The sequence below is a fragment of the Pseudomonas sp. GW704-F2 genome, from assembly GCF_059423025.1.
The window spans coordinates 1-19,623 of the sequence record NZ_JBWKXO010000067.1 but is presented as its reverse complement, the minus strand read 5'-3'; the positions used below and the strand labels follow the sequence as shown (position 1 = coordinate 19,623).

Sequence of the window (19,623 nt, the reverse complement as noted above, 5' to 3'; positions counted from 1 at the left end):
ACATTGAATGATCAGTGCTTGCTCTGGTCCTGCGGCATCGCCAGCAGCTGTTTTTCCTGGTTCCAGTCGAACGGTTCATCGTTCTGTTCGGCTTCAAAGCGACGCTCTTCCAGGGCCTGGTACAGGTCCAGTTCTTCGTCGGGCATGAAGTGCAGGCAATCGCCGCCGAAGAACCACAGCAGGTCGCGTGGCACCAGATGGGCGATTTGCGGGTAACGCAGGATGACCTGGCTCATCATGTCCTGGCCCAGCTACCTGCCGCCGAAGGTGCGGGTGTTCATTGATTATCTGGTGGCGTGCATGGCTACCGAGCCGACGGTAGTGTGGGAGGGGGCTTGCCCCCGATAGCGGTGGATCAGTCATGCATGTATTGGCTGACACACCGCCATCGGGGGCAAGCCCCCTCCCACATTGAATGATCAGTGCTTGCTCTGGTCCTGCGGCATCGCCAGCAGCTGTTTTTCCTGGTTCCAGTCGAACGGTTCGTCGTTCTGTTCGGCTTCAAAGCGACGCTCTTCCAGGGCCTGGTACAGGTCCAGTTCTTCGTCGGGCATGAAGTGCAGGCAATCGCCGCCGAAGAACCACAGCAGGTCGCGTGGCACCAGATGGGCGATTTGCGGGTAACGCAGGATGACCTGGCTCATCATGTCCTGGCCCAGGTACTGGCTCTCGATCGGATCGATTGGCAGCAGGGCGCGCAGTTCATCGAAACGCTCCAGGAACAGCAGGTGGCTTTCCTCGGGCACCTGTTCGGCTTCGCCGACGGCAACCAGGATGCTGCGCAGGTGGTCGAGCAAGACGAGATGATCAGCAACGACGTTGGACACGAGATAAGTCCTCAAAGCAAAAACGGGCGCGAGAGTATATAGCTCAAGCGCCCGTAATTATATGGCCTGGGGGATCAGCGGACTTTACCCGCGGCCTGGGCCAGTTCTTCCTTGCTGAAATCATCCACGTCGATCACCTTGCGCCGTGCCGCTTCGGCTTCACGCAGGGTTTGCGCCTCGGCCGGTTGCAGCACCCCGGCGTGCAGTGCGGCGTCGATGGCCGGTTCGCCGGCAGCCGGTTTGACCTGGCCGCTTTTGAGCGCCGCATGCAGTTTTTTCTGCAGCGGATGGCTGGCGGCGAGCAGGTCGCAGGCATGTTGCAGGGCGCCCACCGGGTCTTGCGCCGATTGCGGGCGGTAGCAGCCGGCCAGCAGTTCTTCGAGGGTCGGATCACCCTTGGCGCGACCGATCACCGCGGCCACTTCGGCATCCAGCGCATCGGACGGGCCGGTATGGCGACGGCCGAACGGGAACACGATGACCCGCAGCAGGCAACCGAGCAGCTTGTTCGGGAAGTTGCTCAGCAGTTCATCCAGCGCGCGTTCGGCTTCGCCCAGGCTTTCTTCCATGGCCCAGGTGAACAGCGGTTCCAGGTGGTCCGGCGAATCCAGGTCGTGATAACGCTTGAGCGCCGCCGAAGCCAGGTACATATGGCTCAGCACATCGCCCAGGCGTGCCGACAGGCGTTCGCGGCGTTTCAACTCGCCGCCCAGCAGCATCATGCTCAGGTCGGCGAGCAGGGCGAACGCCGCAGCCTGGCGGTTCAGCGCACGGAAGTAAGCCTGGCTCAAGCGGTTGCCGGGGGCTTTTTCGAAGTGGCCGAGACCCAGGTTGAGCACCAGGGTGCTGGCGGCGTTGCTCACGGCAAAGCCGATGTGCTGCATCAGCAGGCCATCGAATTCCTTGAGCGCCTGGTCGTGGTCTTCGCGGCCGGCCAGGGCCATTTCCTTGAGTACGAAGGGGTGGCAACGGATCGCGCCCTGGCCAAAGATCATCAGGTTGCGCGACAGGATATTCGCGCCCTCCACCGTGATGAAGATCGGCGCGCCTTGCCAACTGCGGCCCAGGTAGTTGTTCGGGCCCATGATGATGCCCTTGCCGCCGTGGACATCCATGGCGTGGCTGATGCATTCGCGGCCGCGCTCGGTCAGGTGGTACTTGAGGATCGCCGACAGCACCGAGGGTTTTTCGCCGAGGTCCACCGCGTTGGCGGTGAGCATGCGCGCGCTGTCCATCAGCCAGGCGTTGCCGCCGATGCGGGCGAGGGCTTCCTGGATACCTTCGAAGGCCGCCAGCGGCACGTTGAACTGCTCGCGTACCTGGGCGTATTGGCCGGTCACCAGGCTGGTGAACTTGGCTGCGCCGGTGCCGACCGCCGGCAGGGAAATCGAGCGGCCCACCGACAGGCAGTTCATCAGCATCATCCAGCCTTTGCCGAGCATGTCCTGGCCACCGATCAGGTAGTCCAGGGGGATGAACACGTCCTTGCCGGAGTTGGGCCCGTTCATGAACGCGGCGCCCAGCGGCAGGTGACGACGACCGATGTCAACGCCTGGCGTATCGGTGGGAATCAACGCGAGGCTGATGCCCAGGTCTTCTTCTTCGCCCAGCAAGTGGTCCGGGTCATGTGCCTTGAACGCCAGGCCGAGCAGGGTCGCGACCGGGCCCAGGGTGATGTAGCGTTTTTCCCAGTTCAGGCGCAGGCCGAGGGTTTCCTCGCCTTGCCATTGACCTTTGCAGATCACTCCGGTGTCGGGCATGGCGCCAGCGTCGGAGCCGGCCAGCGGGCCGGTCAGGGCGAAGCAGGGAATATCGTCGCCACGGGCCAGGCGCGGCAGGTAGTGGTTGCGCTGTTCATCGGTGCCGTAATGCAGCAGCAGCTCGGCCGGGCCGAGGGAGTTGGGGACCATCACGGTGGACGCCAGGTCGCCGCTGCGGGTCGCGAGTTTCATCGCCACCTGGGAGTGGGCATAGGCGGAGAAGCCTTTGCCGCCGTACTCCTTGGGAATGATCAGGGCGAAGAAACCATGGGTCTTGATGTGTTCCCAGGCGGCGGGCGGCAGGTCCATGGCCTGGCCGATTTGCCAGTCGCTGACCATCGCGCACAGTTCTTCGGTCGGCCCATCGATGAACGCCTGCTCTTCTTCGGTCAGGCGTGCCTTGGGGTAGGCGAGCAACGTGTTCCAGTCGGGGCGGCCGCTGAACAGCTCGCCGTCCCACCAGACGGTGCCGGCGTCGATGGCATCGCGCTCGGTCTCGGACATTGGCGGCAAGACCTTCTGAAACCAACTGAACAGCGGCTTGGTGACGTATTCGCGGCGCAGGTCGGGCAGCAGCAGCGGCGCGGCCACGATGGCAATCAACACCCAGCAGATCAGCAGCAGCCAACCTGGTGCGTGGCTCCAGGCGCCCATCGCCAGCAGGTAAACGGCGACCACGCCCAGGGCGGGCAGGGGCGCGGTGCGGCGGTGTGCCAGGTAGGCAATGCCGACCACCAGAACCAGTATCCACAACAACAACATATTCAATCCTCCGTGAAACCAGGGGCGAAACCACCGTTGAGCTTAGTCGGCATCCGAGAAAGCGCGGTGATCAGGGTGTGGCGAGTTGTACTGGAAGCACCTTGGGATCACCGATCACCAGGCGCCGACATTTGGCCGAATCGTCGTTATCGCAGTGGCGGACCTGTCGTTAGACTCCAGGCTTCCCCCGGAGATCAAACCCATGGAAACGTACCTGAATCCCAGCCGCTTCATCGATAGTGACCACCCTGCGGTGGTGGAGTTCGCCGAAAAACATCGCGGTTCCAGCGCGGATTCAGGTGACCAGGCAGTCAGTCTTTATTACGCCGTGCGTGAGGCGGTGCGCTACAACCCCTATACCTTCAGCCGCGACCCCAACACCCTGAACGCCAGCTTCGCCCTGGCTGCCGGCCAGAGCTACTGCGTGCCCAAGGCCACTTTGCTCGCCGCCTGCGCGCGGCACTGCGGGATTGCGGCGCGCATCGGCCTGGCGGATGTGCGCAATCACCTGTCGACGCCACGCCTGATCGCGCTGCTCAAAAGCGATGTGTTCGCCATGCACGGTTATACCGAGTTGTACCTGAACGGGCGCTGGGTCAAAGCCACGCCGGCGTTCAACCAGCAATTGTGCGAGCTGTTCGATGTGCCGCCGCTGGCGTTCGATGGGATCAACGACAGTGTGTTCCACGCCTTCAATCGCCAGGGCAAGCGCTCGATGGAGTACCTGGTGGACCATGGGCAATTTGCGGATGTGCCCGAAGATTTCTTCTTTGCCCACCTGGAGAAATGTTACCCGCACCTGTTTGGCGAGCAGATGCCGAGCGTGCTGGGTGACATGCAGGACGATTTAAGCCGCCCGTGAACCGGCGTATGCTGCTGCGTTCATCAAGCCATGTTCATCAACAATAAGGCGCGGTCATGCTGAAGATCTGGGGGCGTAAAAATTCATCGAACGTCAGGAAAGTCCTGTGGTGCGCCGAGGAACTCGGCCTGGACTATGAGGCCATCGATGCGGGCGGGGCGTTTGGCGTGGTGGACACGCCGCAATACCGCGCATTGAACCCGAACGGCCGGGTGCCGATGATCGAAGACGGCGACTTCGTGCTGTGGGAATCCAACACCATCGTGCGTTACCTCTGCGCCAAGCAGGCGTCGAACTGGTACCCAAGCGACGTGAAGGCGCGGGCCAGTGCCGAAAAATGGATGGACTGGACCACCTCGACCCTCGCCGAGCCGTTCAAGGCGGTGTTCTGGGGCGTGGTACGCACCCCGGCGGAAAAACAGAACTGGGACAGCATCAACGCCGGGCGCCAGGCCTGCATCGATGCACTCGGCACCGTGGAGAAGGCGCTCACCGAACAGCCCTACCTGTCGGGCGACGCCATCGGCATGGGCGATATCCCCTTGGGCTGCTTTGTTTACGCCTGGTTTGAAATGCCCATAGAACGCCCGGCCATGCCCCACCTGGAGGCTTGGTACCAACGCCTGCAACAGCGCCCGGCGTACCGCAAAGCGGTGATGACCGCGTTGACCTGATACTGACTATTAATACAGGTGACTGTACTTGTGCGGCGCGGGCAAGCACCATGTTTGTCATGCGCCGCCGTTGAACGATGCGCGGTGTGCCCTCATCTATTGTCCCTATTCCCTTCTTTGGTGCGTATTCCGCTATGAGTTCCGCTCTGTCCATCCGGCAGCTAACCAAAACCTACGGCAACGGTTTCCAGGCCCTGAGTGGTATCGATCTGGACGTTGCCGAAGGTGATTTCTTCGCCTTGCTCGGCCCCAATGGCGCCGGCAAATCCACCACCATTGGCATTCTCTCGACCCTGGTCAACAAGACCAGCGGCACGGTGAATATCTTCGGCCATGACTTGGACAAATCCCCGGCGGCGCTCAAGCGTTGCATCGGCGTGGTGCCCCAGGAATTCAACTTCAACCAGTTCGAAAAGACCTTCGACATCGTCGTGACCCAGGCCGGCTACTACGGCATCCCGTCGAAAGTCGCCAAGGAACGCGCCGAGCAGTACCTGACCCAACTGGGCCTGTGGGACAAGCGCGACGTGCCTTCGCGTTCGCTCTCCGGCGGCATGAAGCGACGCTTGATGATCGCCCGCGCGCTGGTTCACGAACCGCGCCTGCTGATCCTCGATGAGCCCACCGCGGGGGTGGACATTGAACTGCGTCGCTCGATGTGGACCTTCCTCACCGAGCTGAACCAGAAAGGCATCACCATCATCCTCACCACCCATTACCTGGAAGAGGCTGAGCAACTGTGCCGCAACATCGGCATCATCGACCACGGCACCATTGTCGAGAACACCAGCATGCGCAACCTGCTGGGCCAGTTGCATGTGGAAACCTTCCTGCTCGACCTGAAGACCGAACGGTCGGCGCCGCCGCAATTGCTCGGCTATCCATGCCGCCTGGTGGACAGCCGTACCCTGGAAGTCCAGGTGGATAAAGCCATGGGCATCACCGCGCTGTTCGGCCAATTGGCGACCCAGCACATCGAAGTGCTGAGCCTGCGTAACAAAACCAATCGCCTTGAGGAGTTGTTCGTGTCCCTGGTGGAAAAAAACCTGGCGAAGGTGGCGGTATGAATGCTGAACTGCAACCCAACCTCATCGCCCTGCAAACCATCGTCTACCGCGAAGTGAAACGCTTTACCCGGATCTGGCCGCAGACCCTGCTGCCGCCGGCGATCACCATGGTCCTGTACTTCGTGATCTTCGGTAACCTGATCGGCCGGCAGATCGGTGGCATGGGCGGTTTCACCTACATGGAGTACATCGTGCCGGGCCTGATCATGATGTCGGTGATCACCAACTCCTACGGCAACGTGGTGTCGAGTTTCTTCGGCAGCAAGTTCCAGCGCTCCATCGAAGAACTGATGGTGTCGCCGGTGTCGCCGCACACCATTCTGATCGGCTACACCTTGGGCGGCGTGCTGCGTGGCTTGATGGTCGGCGTGATCGTGACCTTGTTGTCGCTGTTCTTCACCCAACTGCAAGTGCATCACCTCGGCATCACCCTGGTGGTGGTGGTGCTGACGGCGACGATCTTCTCGCTGCTGGGCTTCATCAACGCGGTGTTTGCCCGCAACTTCGATGACATTTCGATCATCCCGACCTTCGTGCTGACGCCGCTGACCTACCTGGGCGGGGTGTTCTACTCCATCACCTTGCTGCCGCCGTTCTGGCAGACCGTGTCGCTGGCCAACCCGGTGCTGCACATGGTCAACGCCTTCCGCTACGGCATCCTGGGCGTGTCGGATATCCGGATCAGCGTGGCGATCACCTTCATGGTCGTGGCCACTGCGGTGTTGTACATCGGTTGCGCGCGGTTGCTGGTGAGCGGGCGTGGGATGCGGACATAACGCCGGATTGCACGCCGTAAAAAATGTGGGAGTGGGCTTGCTTGCGATAGCCGTGGATCAGTCAGCGATACAGCGACTGACCTAGTGCAATCGCGAGCAAGCCCGCTCCCACATTGGTTTCTGAATAGCGTCTTTACCCTTGCAGCGCCAACTCGATCAGCGCGTGCAGCTCATCCACCGCCAGCGGCGCGGTGGAGAACAGAATGCGAAACACCGTCGGCGCCGCCAGCAGGTTGATCAGGCGGTCCGCGCTCGGCGGTGGCGGCGTGGCGTTCGGGTAGCGCTCGACGATCGTTTGAAGCTGCCCGCTCAGGATGCTCACGCAATACCCTGGCGTCTGGCTGGATTGCACATCGCGCATCATGTTGCGCCCCGGCTCCGAACTCATCTCATCCAGGTATTGCTCGGCCCACGCCCGCAGGTCGCCGCGCAGGCTGCCGGTGTTGGCCGGCTCGCTGTCCGGGCGCATGCGCGCCAGGGCCACATCGGCGAGCAACACCGAGAGGTCGCCCCAGCGGCGGTAGATGGTCGACGGCGTGACGCCCGCGCGCGCCGCGATCATCGGTACGGTGACGCTGGACCGCTCATGGGTTTCCAGCAGTTCGCGCACCGCCGAATGGACGGATTCTTGTACCCGGGCACTACGGCCCCCCGGGCGGAGGCCTTCTTTTATCGCCATGCCTGTGACCTTAACACAAAGAATTTGCTTTAAGCGGCGAGCAGTAGCACACTCGACAAAAGCAAAATATTAGCTTTAGCGGAGCGTGCCCATGTCCAGCCTCACTTCTCATCGTTCCAGCCTGGTGTTCCTGGCGATCACCTTGCTGACGTTCCTGGCGGCCTCCAGCGCGCCGACGCCGTTGTATCACCTGTACCAGGAGGGCCTGCATTTTTCCTCGGGCATGCTCACACTGGTCTTCGGGGTCTACGCCTTGAGCTTGCTGGCGGCGCTGTTGACCGTGGGTTCGCTGTCGGATCACCTGGGGCGCAAGCCGGTGATTTTTGCCGCACTGGCCCTGAATATGCTGGCGATGCTGCTGTTTATCAATGAGAGCGGCGTGGCCTGGCTGATCGCCGCACGGACGCTGCAGGGTTTCGCCACCGGCATGGCCACCGCGGTATTGGGCGCGGCCCTGCTCGACACCGACCGCCAACAGGGGCCGCTGGTCAATAGCGTCGCGCCCTTGCTGGGCATGGCTTGTGGCGCGATGGGCAGCAGCCTGCTGGTGGAATTCGCGCCGCTGCCCACCCAGTTGATCTACTGGACACTGCTCGCGCTGATGCTCGGGCAGGCCATGTATGTGTGGCGTTTACCGGAAACCGTCAGCCGCATCCCCGGCGCGCTGGCGTCATTGCGCCCGACCCTGCACGTGCCGCCGCAAGCGCGCCGGGCGTTGTGGCTGTCGTTGCCGGTGGACGTGGCGGTGTGGGCCATGGGCGGCTTCTATCTGTCCCTGGCGCCGTCGCTGGTGCGGGCGGCGACCGGCTCGACCTCCAACCTGATCGGTGGCGGCCTGGTCGCGGTGTTGACCTTGAGCGGCGCGCTGATGATTTTCAGCCTGCGCAATCGCCCGGCCCACAAGGTCCTGCGGTTGGGCGCCAGCCTGCTGGCCGTTGGCGTGGCACTGATCCTCGTGGCGGTCCACAGCGCCAGCCTGCCGCTGTTTTTCATCGCCACGTTGATCGCCGGCAGTGGTTTTGGCGCGGGCTTTCTCGGGGCCTTGCGCAGTGTGGTGCCGCTGGCCTTGCCCCATGAGCGGGCGGGGTTGATGTCGGCGTTTTACGTGCTGAGCTACCTGGCGTTCTGCCTGCCGTCTTTGCTGGCGGGCAATCTGATCCGCAGTTTTGGCCTCATCGCCACCACCGACGGCTATGGTGTCGTGCTGATCATGCTGACCCTCGGCGCCCTGGCCGGGTTGCTGCGCCAGGATGCATTGCGGGTCGGGTGCAAGGGCAGCGCCTGACGCTATATTGGTAAAATAGATAACAGTTAGAGATATTACCCGTTATATAGATATGCGCTCAGGTTCTACCATGGCCCCAACCTCCTACGAGGAAGAGGATTACCATCATGACCTGCTCGACCACCCTGAACTACAAACCCTTCAGCCACCTGGCCCGTCCGCGGGAAGTGATCCGCCAGTTCACCCCGAACTGGTTTGCCGCCACCATGGGCACCGGGGTGTTGGCGCTGGCGCTGGCACAACTGCCAGTCAATCTGCCCGGCATGTACGCCATCGCCGAAGGGCTGTGGCTGTTCACCATCGGCCTGTTCATCCTGTTCAGCGCCTTGTATGCGGCGCGCTGGGTGATGTTTTTCGACGAAGCGCGACGGATCTTCGGGCACTCCACGGTGTCGATGTTCTTCGGCACCATTCCCATGGGCCTGGCTACGCTGCTCAACGGTTTGCTGCTGTTCGGCCTGCCGCGCTGGGGCGCTGGCGTGGTGCCGCTGGCCGAAGCGCTGTGGTGGCTGGACGTGGCGATGGCAGTGGCCTGCGGTGTGCTGATTCCGTTCATGATGTTCACGCGCCAGGAACACAGCATCGACCAGATGACCGCCGTCTGGCTGTTGCCGGTGGTCGCCGCCGAAGTCGCCGCCGCCAGCGGTGGCTTGTTGGCGACGCACCTGGCGGATGCCCACGGGCAACTGGTGATGCTGGTGACCAGCTACGTGCTGTGGGCATTTTCCCTGCCGGTGGCGTTCAGCATTCTGACCATCCTGATGCTGCGCATGGCCCTGCATAAGCTGCCCCACGCCAACATGGCCGCGTCGAGCTGGCTGGCACTTGGCCCGATCGGCACCGGCGCCCTCGGTATGCTGCTACTGGGCGGCGATGCGCCGGCGATCTTTGCCGCCAATGGCCTGCCCACTGTCGGTGAAATTGCCAACGGTCTGGGCCTGGTAGCGGGTATTACCCTGTGGGGCTTCGGTTTGTGGTGGATGCTGATCGCGGTGCTGATCACCCTGCGTTACCTGCGCGCCGGTATCCCGTTCAACCTGGGCTGGTGGGGCTTCACCTTTCCGTTGGGGGTCTACGCCCTGGCCACGTTGAAGCTGGCGAATGTGTTGCACCTGGGGTTCTTCAGCGTAGTGGGCGGCGTGCTGGTGCTGGCGTTGGCGCTGATGTGGCTGGTCGTCGCCAAGCGCACCGTGCAGGGGGCCTATAAAGGTGAGCTTTTTGTTTCGCCGTGTATTGCAGGATTAGGGAATAAGTAAGCGGGATTAGGTAAAGTCGTGGCCTGAAAAAAAACCAGGCCACGCAGGAACACGGACGATGAGCCACCCCTCACAATTCACCTTGCTGCGCACACGGCGCTTTCTGCCGTTCTTCATTACCCAGTTGCTGGGTGCCTTCAATGACAACATCTTCAAGCAATCGCTGATCCTGGCGATTCTCTACAAGTTGGCCATCGACGGTGACCGCGCCATCTGGGTCAACCTGTGCGCCTTGTTGTTTATCCTGCCGTTCTTTCTGTTCTCGGCGTTGGCCGGGCAGTTTGGCGAGAAATTCAACAAGGACGCGCTGATCCGTGCGATCAAGGTCGGCGAGATCGTGATCATGGCCGTCGGCGCCACCGGCTTTTTGTTCAATCATCTGCAACTGATGCTGCTGGCGTTGTTTGCCATGGGCACCCATTCCGCGCTGTTTGGCCCGGTGAAGTACTCGATCATGCCTCAGGCCCTGCGCGAGGATGAGCTGGTGGGCGGCAACGGCCTGGTGGAAATGGGCACGTTCCTGGCGATCCTCGCCGGCACCATCGGCGCCGGGATCATGATGTCGTCCGCCCATTACGCGCCGGTGGTGGCGGTGGCGATTGTCGGTGTAGCGCTGCTGGGTTACCTGGCCAGCCGCGGCATTCCGCGGGCGGCGGCGTCTTCGCCGCAACTGCGGCTGGACTGGAACATCTTCAGCCAGTCCTGGGCCACCTTGCGCCTGGGCCTGGGGCAGACCCCGGCGGTGTCGCGCTCGATCGTCGGCAACTCGTGGTTCTGGTTTGTCGGCGCGATCTACCTGACGCAGATCCCGGCCTACGCCAAGGAGTGGTTGTACGGCGACGAAACCGTGGTGACCCTGATCCTCACGGTGTTCTCGGTGGGCATCGCGCTGGGCTCGATGCTCTGCGAAAAACTCTCCGGGCGTAAAGTGGAAATCGGCCTGGTGCCGTTTGGCTCCTTCGGCCTGACGGTGTTCGGCCTGCTGCTGTGGTGGCATTCCGGCGGCATGCCGCAGAACGTGCAGGCCAACGACTGGCTGGCGGTGCTCGGGTACGGCCAGGCCTGGTGGGTGTTGTTCGATATCCTCGGCCTGGGTGTGTTCGGCGGTTTCTATATCGTGCCGTTGTATGCACTGATCCAGTCGCGCACCGCCGAGAACGAACGGGCGCGGGTGATCGCCGCCAACAACATCCTCAACGCGCTGTTCATGGTGGTCTCGGCGATTGTGTCGATCCTGCTGCTGAGCGTGGCCAAGCTGTCGATCCCCGAGCTGTTCCTGGTGGTGTCGCTGCTCAACGTGGCGGTCAACGCCTACATCTTCAAGATCGTCCCCGAGTTCACCATGCGTTTCATGATCTGGCTGCTCAGCCATTCCATGTACCGCGTCGAGCATCGCAACCTGGAACTGATCCCGGACGAAGGCGCGGCCTTGCTGGTGTGCAACCACGTCTCGTTCGTCGATGCGCTGTTGATTGGTGGTGCGGTGCGTCGGCCGATTCGCTTTGTCATGTACTACAAGATCTACCGCTTGCCGGTGCTCAACTTCATCTTTCGCACCGCCGGGACGATTCCGATTGCCGGGCGTAATGAAGACATCCAGATCTACGAAAAAGCCTTCACACGAATTGCGCAGTACCTGAAGAACGGCGAGTTGGTGTGCATCTTCCCGGAAGGCAAGTTGACCAGTGACGGCGAGATGAACGAGTTCCGCGGTGGTGTGACGCGCATTCTGGAAGAAACGCCGGTGCCGGTGATTCCATTGGCGTTGCAGGGCTTGTGGGGGAGTTTTTTCAGCCGCGACCCTAACAAGGGCTTCTTTCATCGCATTTGGTCGCGCGTGACACTGGTGGTCGGCCAGCCGGTAACGGCGCAGGCAGCGACACCGTCGCACTTGCAGGGTTTGGTCGGGGAGCTGCGGGGGGCGGTGAAGTAGCGAGCCGGGTTTACTCGGCATGCGTGCTGCTGGCGAGCGGTGTGGCGCCAGGATGTTCCGGCGTGACGCGGCTCCTTCATGCCCAGTCCGGTAATTTTTCACTCTATTGGAGGAACGTTTTCGGTCAGCACGCCACAGAGTTATCGTCTTCCTCTGCGTATGACGGGAGCTAACGATGGACTCAACTTCTACTTCTGCTTCTGCTGCTTCACCGCAGCCGCAGCTGGCTTACTCCGGCGAAGATCAAAAAGCCAACTCGGCCTATCGCGCGGCGAGTGATCCCGTCAGACAGGCCGCGCATGCGGCTCCGATCACTGCCAATGTGCCGTTTATGTACAACAATACTCATGGGCCATCCAGGGTGGAGATCGGTTCAGTCGAGGCTGGCCCGGTGACTTATGGCAGTGACTCCGATCTCCAGCGGCGTGCAAGGCAATCTGATGCTGCGCCGGCCGATTCATACTTCCAGAGCGCGCCCAGTCGTGAACAGGTTCGCGCCAAGGCCGAGGGCCAGCAAGGCAGTATTGATTTTGGCAGCCCTTCATCACCGTCTGCGCCGACCAAGGTCGACCCGAGTCGGGGATACCATGATGGCAATGTCAGCATTACTCGCGAACGTGGCACCTCGTCTCGAGCACAACGGAACCATGAGACCCTTCGCATCAAAACCGGCAATGGTGATGATTCTATCCATATCGAAGAAAGCCGGGACGGTGGGCTCCTCGCGCAGATCAATGGGAAATCCTACGACATTCAACATCATGAAAATCCCGCAATCAAACAGGGCGTTGTGGTCGAAACCGGCGGGGGGAATGATGGCGTCAGCATCGGTTACGGGGGGAGTCGGGAAACGTTTATCTATGCCGGCGCGGGTAACGATACGGTTTACGCCGGGTCGGGCAAGACGAATGTGTTTGGCGGGGAGGGTTCTGACGTGATTAACCTGGGCAGCGGTGAAAGCTACGCCGAAGGTAATGATGGAAATGACTTTATCACCGGGGGCAGTGGCAATGCTGTGATTTACGGTGGCAAAGGCAGCGATGAATTGCGTGCAGGCGGAGGGCCAGATACCAAAACCAACTACGTGGATGGCGGGGAGGATAACGATCTGATTTATGGCGGAAGGGGGCACAACATTCTGCATGGCGGACCGGGCGATGACCATATCGTCGGGGGAGACAGCAATACTATTTATACCGGGAGGGGGCGGGATACTGTCCAGACAACCAATGAAAATGATCGTGTCTTCGGACGGCGAGGGGTCGACGATCTGAGCCAGCTCCGTTCCCAGTCAGGCTTTCGGGAAGTCGCCCCCCTTGACGTCGGTCATCGCGGGATCAAAGTCGAAGGCAGCCCGGAGTTCCGCCAGCGTGTAAATGATGACCTTGAGTTTCTCAGAGGCTCGCCGGTGGGGCAGAGGGTGCTTGCAAAAATCGATTCGCTTGAAGCGCCTGTCAAGATCCGACAAGGGGCCGATGGTAGTTTCTATGACTACAGTGATCCAGGTCTCGGAGTTACGCGCAGCGATGAAGGCCGCCGTGCTGATTATGGCGACGGTTTTGTCAAAGACGGCGTTGCGGGCATACCTGCAACAGATCCGGTCCTGACGTATCAACCTAACTTCATTGTTCCGGGGGACCAACGGCCTCCGATCGTTGTTCTGCAACATGAGCTCGCCCATGCGATCAATTTTGGTGAAGGCTCTGCGCTGACAGGTACGACTTTTTCAGGCACCAAAATGGTGGGCTACGACTCAAATGGCCGACCCCGGTTCATGCCGGTGTACGAGGATAATTTTGAGCGCCAGGCGGTCGGACTCTTCACCAGCCACGCCCCCTATAAATTCGACCCGAATCTGCCGGCCTCCACCTCCAACGTCTGGCCCTTCACCGAAAACGCGCTGCTCTACGAGCTTGGTTTGCCATTACGCCAACGCTATACGTAACCATGCGTCGATCGTTGCTGCGGGGGTAATTATGTAGGTGGGGGCGAGACTGCGTGCCGGCAGAGGCTACGCGCTGATCTTGAGCCCCACCAACCCGGCGATGATCAACGCCACACTGGCCAACCGGAACAGCGCCATGGATTCCCCGAACAGGATAATCCCGGCGATCACCGTGCCCACTGCACCCACACCGGTCCAGATGGCGTAGGCGGTGCCCAGCGGCAATTCCTTCATGGCCAGCCCCAACAGGCCGAGGCTGATGGCCATGGCGGCAATCGTCAGGGCGGTGGGCAGCGGCTTGCTGAAGCCGTCGGTGTATTTCAAGCCGACGGCCCAGCCGACTTCGAACAGCCCGGCGAAAACCAGAATGATCCAGGACATGATGACCTCCCTCTATAAAAGCGGGGTCGTCCCCTGATGTGTACGCGATAGCGTCGCGGGGTCGTCCCCGCGGCGTTCGGTAGAGTGCCGAAGATTGATCGAACGATCAAGTTTTTGCAGTGGCTTCCAGGGTGCGGCGGTCTTCCTTTTCGCTCATGCGGCGGAAGTACGTCGACAGCAGCGCTCCGGAAATATTGTGCCAGACGCTGAACAGCGCACTCGGCACCGCGGCCAGCGGCGAAAAATGCGCGCTGGCCAGCGCGGCACCCAGCCCGGAGTTCTGCATGCCCACTTCCAATGCCAGCGACTTGCGTTGCGCCAACGGCAGCTTGAACAGGCGGCCGGTGAAATAGCCCAGCACGTAACCGAAGCTGTTGTGCAGCATCACCACGGCCATGATCAGCAGGCCCGACTCGGCGATCTTGGCCTGGCTGGCGGCCACCACGGCGGCGACGATGATCACGATGCTCACCACCGATACCAGCGGCAGCACCTCCACCGCATGGCGGACCCGCTCGCCGAGCACACGTTGCGCCACCACGCCAAGCACGATCGGCAACAGCACCACTTGCAGGATCGACCAGAATAATTCCATGAACGACACCGGCAGCCAGGCCGAAGCCAGCAGCCAGATCAGCGCCGGGGTCAGCAGTGGCGCGAGGAGGGTGGTGACGGCGGCGATCGCCACCGACAACGCCAGGTCGCCACGGGCCAGCCAGGTCATCACGTTGGACGAGGTGCCGCTTGGGCAGCAGCCGACGAGGATCACGCCGACGGCGATTTCGGGCGGTAGGTTGAAGGCCCGGCACAGCAACCAGGCCACGCCCGGCATGATCACAAAGTGCGCGACCACGCCCAGGGCCACGCGCCACGGATGGCGGGCGACTTCGGCGAAGTCTTCGAGTTTGAGGGTCAGCCCCATGCCGAACATCACCAGGCCCAGCAGCGGGACGATGGCGCTTTTCAAGCCGATGAACCAGCCGGGTTCGACGAAGGCCAGCACGGCAAAGATCAACACCCAGTAGGCGAAGGTATTGCCGACGAAGCGACTCAAGGCGGCGAGTGCGCGCATGGGGAAGTCCTTATTATTAGGTGTACGGAAAAACCATTGTAGGAGCGAGCTTGTTCGCGAAAATCGTCAACGATGACGCGGGCATTTTGAATGCACGCGGCGCGCTCAGGTTTTTCGCGAGCAAGCTCGCTCCTACAGTAAGGCGATAGTGCGCTTAGATACCCTGTGGGGTCTCTTCGCCGCCCAGTGCTTCGATCAGCGCCGGCAGGAATTCGCCGAAGGTCAGCATCATCAGGGTAAAGCTGGCGTCCAGTTGGCCCAGGGCTTCGTCGCCACCGTCCTGTTCGGCCTGGTCCTGCAGCAGGTCTTCGAACTTCAGGCGCTTGACGGTCATCTTGTCGTCGAGCATGAAGGACAGCTTGTCCTGCCAGGCCAGCGACAGTTGGGTCACCACTTTGCCGGTGCTCAGGTGCAGCTGGATTTCTTCGCTGGTCAGGTCCTGGCGCTTGCAGCGCACGATGCCGCCGTCTTCGTGGGTGTCGCGCAGTTCGCATTCGTCGAGGACGAAGAAGTCATCGGCCGGTTTCTGGGTGGTGACCCAGTCGGTCATGACCGCGGTTGGCGCGGTTTTCACGGTGAGTGGGCGCACCGGCAGGGTGCCGATCACTTCACGCAGGGTCGACAGCAGGTCTTCGGCGCGTTTCGGGCTGGCCGAGTTGACCAGGATCAGGCCCTGTTTCGGCGCGATCGCGGCGAAGGTCGACGAACGACGGATAAACGCGCGCGGCAGGAAGGCCTGGATGATTTCATCCTTGATCTGGTCCCGTTCCTTTTTATAGACCTTGCGCATTTGCTCGGCTTCGATCTCTTCGACCTTCTCTTTCACGGCGTCACGCACCACGCTACCCGGCAGGATGCGTTCTTCCTTGCGCGCAGCGATCAGCAGGAAGTCACCGCTGACGTGAACCAGGGGAGCGTCTTCGCCTTTACCGAAAGGCGCGACGAAACCGTAAGTGGTCAACTCCTGGCTTGCACAAGGGCGCGCCAGTTTGGTGGCCATTGCAGTTTCCAACGCCTCGGCATCAACAGGCAGATCTTGGGTCAGGCGATAGATAAGCAGGTTCTTGAACCACATGGGGTGAGTCTCTCCTTTATACAAAGGGGGGCATTATTGTCTTGATAGCGGCTGAGGCCAACCCTGCCTAAGCCATTGGAAGGGCTGAAAAAAAAGATTTAAGAAAGTGCTTGCCAGACCTTGGGTCGCTCCGTAGAATGCGCGCCACACCGAAACGAAGGGTGATTAGCTCAGCTGGGAGAGCATCTGCCTTACAAGCAGAGGGTCGGCGGTTCGATCCCGTCATCACCCACCATTCGCTTCAAGTGTTACGCGCAGCGGTAGTTCAGTCGGTTAGAATACCGGCCTGTCACGCCGGGGGTCGCGGGTTCGAGTCCCGTCCGCTGCGCCATATTCGGTAACCTGGAACGCTGAACGCCAGGTCACCACAGAAAGCCCGCTCATCGAGCGGGCTTTTTTGTGCCCGGGATTCGGCGCCCTGGCGACGCCGCCCAACCTGCGTTCGCTGTGTGGAGAGATCGATCGGCGGTACACTTTCGCGGGCAATCTTCCGAACCAGCTTACTTCTCGCGCTTTTTCACGCGCGGCAGGGGACACCTCGAAGGCGGCAACATACGGTGAATATCGATACCCGCATCAAATTCCGCCATCTGGTGTGCTTTCTCGAAGTGGCGCGCCAGGGCAGTCTGGCGCGCGCCTCGGAAAAATTGGCGATCAGCCAGCCGGCGCTGTCCAAGACCCTCAAAGAGCTCGAAACCCTGCTGACCGCCACTTTATTCGTGCGCAGCAAAAGTGGCGCGGCGTTGACTGAAGCCGGAGTGGCTTTTTTGCGTTATGCCGGGCCGAGCGTACAAGCGCTGCGAGAAGGGGTGAACAGCCTGCGTGCCGGCGAGCACGAACCCTTCACCGCCAGGCTCGGCGTGCTGTCCACCGTGGAAAGTTTGCTGGTGCCCGAGGTCGTCTGTCGTTTGCATGCCCGACATCCCGCGTTGGTCGTGAGCGTGGTAACCGGGCCGAGCGCGTACCTGTTGTCGCAATTGCGTGTAGGGGAGTTGGACCTGGTGGTCGGACGCATGACCGATAGCCCGCAGATCCTGGGGCTGATGTTCGAGCATCTGTACAGCGAATCCATGACCCTGGTGGTGCGTAACGGCCATCCGCTATTGGCTGACCCGCAGGCGCATGAACATATCGAAAATTATCCGCTGGTGTTGCCGCTGGCGGGAACGACGATCCGCAAATACGCCGACAGCCTGTTTGTGCAGCACGGCATCAGCCCGCCGCGCCAGCGTCTGGAAACCCTGTCGTTGATCTTGAGTCGGCGTTATGTGCAGGGCAGTCAGGCGATCTGGGTCGCGCCTTTTGATGCAGTCAGGCAGGACCTGAATCGAGGTGATCTGTTTGAGTTGGAGTTGGGTATTCGTGAACCCGGTGGTTCTGTGGGGCTGTGCAGCAATCCCGCGCTGACGATGTCCATGGCGGCTCAATGGTGCGTGGAGGTGTTGCGCGAGGTGGGCGAGGAATATCGCGAAGGCTGCTATCCATAACCATTTGGATATGGATAGGGTCGGTTTTTTCAGTGTTGGAGGGCGCCTGATCAGGCGAGACTGGGGCGGTGATTGCCGGTTACCCAGCGTTCACCACTGATTTTCATCCATAACAAAAAGGAAACCGACATGTCTGATGCGGACAACAGCCGTTTCGTCATTCGTGATCGTAATTGGCACCCCAAAGCCCTGACGCCTGACTACAAAACCTCGATCCTGCGTTCCCCGCGTCAAGCCTTGGTGAGCATTCCCCTATCCCGCTCGGAAACCAGCGGCCCGGACTTTTCCCACCTGAAGATGGGGCAGCACGATAACGATCTGCTGCTGAACTTCAACCACGGGGGCTTGCCCATCGGTGAGCGCATCATCGTCGCCGGTCGGGTCTGTGACCAGTATGGCAAGCCGATTCCCCATACCTTGGTGGAGATGTGGCAAGCCAATGCCGGTGGTCGCTATCGACACAAGAAAGACAGCTATCTGGCCCCCATCGACCCTAACTTCGGCGGCGTCGGCCGTGCCTTGACCGACCGCGACGGCAACTACAGTTTCCGCACGGTCAAGCCCGGCCCGTATCCGTGGCGCAATGGTCCCAACGACTGGCGTCCGGCGCATATTCACTTCTCCATCAGTGGCCCGTCGATTGCCACGCGATTGATCACCCAGCTGTATTTCGAAGGTGACCCGCTCATCCCGATGTGCCCGATCGTCAAGTCGATCGCCAATCCGGATGCGGTGCAGAGCCTGATCGCTAGGCTTGATATGAGCATGGCCAATCCCATGGATTGCCTGGCTTATCGCTTTGATATCGTTCTGCGCGGTCAGCGCAAGACCCACTTCGAAAACCGTTGAGGAGGCACGCCCATGCCCGTTGAACTTCTGCCTGAAACCCCGTCGCAAACCGCCGGTCCTTACGTGCATATCGGCCTGGCGCTGGAGGCGGCAGGCAACCCGCCCCGCGAGCAGGAAATCTGGAACGAAATGGCCAAGCCCGGTGCGCCGGGGGAGCACATCCTGTTGCTGGGCCATGTCTATGACGGCAACGGTCACCTGATCCGCGATGCGTTCCTGGAATGTTGGCAGGCTGACCACGAAGGCGTTTACGACAGCGACTACAACCTGGAAAAGCCCTTCAACGGTTTTGGCCGCACGGCGACCACGGATACTGGCGAGTGGCAGATCCATACCGTCAAGCCGGGCGCCGTGAAGAACGCTGCGGGTGTGCCGATGGCGCCGCACGTCAATGTTTCGCTGTTCGCGCGGGGCGTCAATATTCACTTGCAGACCCGGGTGTACTTCGACGACGAAGCCCAGGCCAATGCGGTCGATCCGGTGTTGAATCTGATCGAGCAGCCTCAACGTCGGGAGACGCTGGTCGCCAAGCGTTGCACGGTTGATGGCAAGTTGGCTTATCGTTTCGATATCCGCATACAGGGCGAAGAAGAAACGGTGTTCTTCGACTTCTGACGGAGGTGGGGCACGGCAAGCCCGCTCATTGAGCGGGCTTTTTGCGGTCTGGGCTTTGGAAAGCCCAGTGCGGGGTGACCTGATAATGGGCCATCGGGTAAACGCAATAGCGCCGCGTTTGGCCCAGAAGAAGCCCGTTTTTACCGGGGCGCGCCGCTCATTGAAAAATATTTAAAATAAATTGCATTTAAATCAACACATTGCGGATTTTTCGTATATGATGCGGCCCACACCGAAAGTGAAGGGTGATTAGCTCAGCTGGGAGAGCATCTGCCTTACAAGCAGAGGGTCGGCGGTTCGATCCCGTCATCACCCACC

The 19,623-nt window shown here is 61.0% G+C and carries 17 protein-coding genes, 3 tRNA genes and 1 pseudogene; 14 read left to right on the top strand and 7 right to left on the bottom strand.

Annotation, left to right across the window (positions count from 1 at the left end; translation table 11 throughout):
- Positions 1-11 precede the first annotated feature (11 nt).
- From AC07W0_RS29580 to AC07W0_RS29570, 3 genes and pseudogenes are all read right to left on the bottom strand, one after another.
- A pseudogene (locus AC07W0_RS29580) lies at positions 12-251 on the bottom strand (PA2817 family protein); the annotation flags it as partial.
- A 168-nt stretch (positions 252-419) separates the two neighbouring features.
- Entirely contained in the window at positions 420-827 is a 408-nt protein-coding gene (locus tag AC07W0_RS29575; protein WP_017846829.1) for a PA2817 family protein, read from the bottom strand.
- A gap of 74 nt (positions 828-901) precedes the next feature.
- Positions 902-3,349 (bottom strand): acyl-CoA dehydrogenase, encoded by a 2,448-nt coding sequence (locus tag AC07W0_RS29570; protein WP_102618884.1) that lies wholly within the window; start codon positions 3,347-3,349, stop codon positions 902-904.
- A gap of 202 nt (positions 3,350-3,551) precedes the next feature.
- On the opposite strand from AC07W0_RS29570, the gene AC07W0_RS29565 reads away from it, so the two are divergent.
- The 4 genes from AC07W0_RS29565 (at position 3,552) to AC07W0_RS29550 (ending at position 6,728) form a co-directional block, all read left to right on the top strand.
- Positions 3,552-4,211, top strand: a complete 660-nt coding sequence (locus tag AC07W0_RS29565; RefSeq protein WP_079443197.1) for a transglutaminase-like domain-containing protein — start codon at positions 3,552-3,554, stop codon at positions 4,209-4,211.
- Between the two features lie 56 nt (positions 4,212-4,267).
- Positions 4,268-4,885: a glutathione S-transferase family protein gene (locus AC07W0_RS29560; RefSeq protein WP_046491103.1), complete on the top strand. Its 618-nt coding sequence runs from the start codon at positions 4,268-4,270 to the stop codon at positions 4,883-4,885.
- A gap of 134 nt (positions 4,886-5,019) precedes the next feature.
- Positions 5,020-5,952 (top strand): ABC transporter ATP-binding protein, encoded by a 933-nt coding sequence (locus AC07W0_RS29555; RefSeq protein ID WP_017846833.1) that lies wholly within the window; start codon positions 5,020-5,022, stop codon positions 5,950-5,952.
- On the top strand, positions 5,949-6,728 hold the full coding sequence (locus AC07W0_RS29550) for an ABC transporter permease (RefSeq protein ID WP_046384161.1): 780 nt from the start codon (positions 5,949-5,951) through the stop codon (positions 6,726-6,728). The genes AC07W0_RS29555 and AC07W0_RS29550 overlap by 4 nt, the downstream gene beginning before the upstream one ends.
- Positions 6,729-6,861: 133 nt before the next feature.
- Here AC07W0_RS29550 and AC07W0_RS29545 read toward each other — a convergent pair whose 3' ends face one another.
- A complete protein-coding gene (locus AC07W0_RS29545; RefSeq protein WP_026140003.1) occupies positions 6,862-7,407 on the bottom strand; it encodes a TetR/AcrR family transcriptional regulator in 546 nt (181 codons plus the stop codon).
- A gap of 91 nt (positions 7,408-7,498) precedes the next feature.
- On the opposite strand from AC07W0_RS29545, the gene AC07W0_RS29540 reads away from it, so the two are divergent.
- The 4 genes from AC07W0_RS29540 to AC07W0_RS29525 all read left to right on the top strand — a co-directional run bounded on the left by AC07W0_RS29540 (position 7,499) and on the right by AC07W0_RS29525 (position 13,826).
- Positions 7,499-8,692 (top strand): MFS transporter, encoded by a 1,194-nt coding sequence (locus AC07W0_RS29540; protein ID WP_017846836.1) that lies wholly within the window; start codon positions 7,499-7,501, stop codon positions 8,690-8,692.
- A 107-nt stretch (positions 8,693-8,799) separates the two neighbouring features.
- Complete coding sequence (locus tag AC07W0_RS29535) at positions 8,800-9,948, top strand: TDT family transporter (RefSeq protein WP_102618883.1); 1,149 nt, start codon at positions 8,800-8,802, stop codon at positions 9,946-9,948.
- A 58-nt stretch (positions 9,949-10,006) separates the two neighbouring features.
- A complete protein-coding gene (locus AC07W0_RS29530; RefSeq protein ID WP_102618882.1) occupies positions 10,007-11,881 on the top strand; it encodes an MFS transporter in 1,875 nt (624 codons plus the stop codon).
- Positions 11,882-12,056: 175 nt separating this feature from the next.
- Positions 12,057-13,826: a M91 family zinc metallopeptidase gene (locus AC07W0_RS29525; RefSeq protein ID WP_102618881.1), complete on the top strand. Its 1,770-nt coding sequence runs from the start codon at positions 12,057-12,059 to the stop codon at positions 13,824-13,826.
- Between the two features lie 66 nt (positions 13,827-13,892).
- Here the strand turns inward: AC07W0_RS29525 and sugE are convergent, their stop codons facing one another.
- From sugE to rdgC, 3 genes are all read right to left on the bottom strand, one after another.
- Positions 13,893-14,207 carry a quaternary ammonium compound efflux SMR transporter SugE gene (gene sugE / locus AC07W0_RS29520; protein WP_017846842.1) on the bottom strand — a complete coding sequence of 105 codons (315 nt, stop codon included), beginning with the start codon at positions 14,205-14,207 and terminating at the stop codon, positions 13,893-13,895.
- 106 nt (positions 14,208-14,313) lie between these two features.
- Positions 14,314-15,279 carry a bile acid:sodium symporter family protein gene (locus AC07W0_RS29515; protein ID WP_017846843.1) on the bottom strand — a complete coding sequence of 322 codons (966 nt, stop codon included), beginning with the start codon at positions 15,277-15,279 and terminating at the stop codon, positions 14,314-14,316.
- A gap of 154 nt (positions 15,280-15,433) precedes the next feature.
- Positions 15,434-16,354: a recombination-associated protein RdgC gene (gene rdgC / locus AC07W0_RS29510; protein ID WP_017846844.1), complete on the bottom strand. Its 921-nt coding sequence runs from the start codon at positions 16,352-16,354 to the stop codon at positions 15,434-15,436.
- Between the two features lie 159 nt (positions 16,355-16,513).
- On the opposite strand from rdgC, the gene AC07W0_RS29505 reads away from it, so the two are divergent.
- The 6 genes from AC07W0_RS29505 to AC07W0_RS29480 all read left to right on the top strand — a co-directional run bounded on the left by AC07W0_RS29505 (position 16,514) and on the right by AC07W0_RS29480 (position 19,621).
- Positions 16,514-16,589 (top strand) — tRNA-Val (locus AC07W0_RS29505).
- Positions 16,590-16,608: 19 nt separating this feature from the next.
- Positions 16,609-16,685, top strand: a tRNA-Asp gene (locus tag AC07W0_RS29500).
- Between the two features lie 226 nt (positions 16,686-16,911).
- Positions 16,912-17,841, top strand: coding sequence for a pca operon transcription factor PcaQ (gene pcaQ / locus AC07W0_RS29495; RefSeq protein WP_017846845.1), 930 nt, complete (start codon positions 16,912-16,914; stop codon positions 17,839-17,841).
- Between the two features lie 129 nt (positions 17,842-17,970).
- Positions 17,971-18,690: a protocatechuate 3,4-dioxygenase subunit beta gene (gene pcaH / locus AC07W0_RS29490; protein ID WP_017846846.1), complete on the top strand. Its 720-nt coding sequence runs from the start codon at positions 17,971-17,973 to the stop codon at positions 18,688-18,690.
- A gap of 12 nt (positions 18,691-18,702) precedes the next feature.
- A complete protein-coding gene (pcaG, locus tag AC07W0_RS29485) occupies positions 18,703-19,305 on the top strand; it encodes a protocatechuate 3,4-dioxygenase subunit alpha (protein ID WP_102618880.1) in 603 nt (200 codons plus the stop codon).
- Between the two features lie 243 nt (positions 19,306-19,548).
- Positions 19,549-19,621 (top strand) — tRNA-Val (locus AC07W0_RS29480).
- The last annotated feature ends 2 nt before the right edge of the window (positions 19,622-19,623 follow it).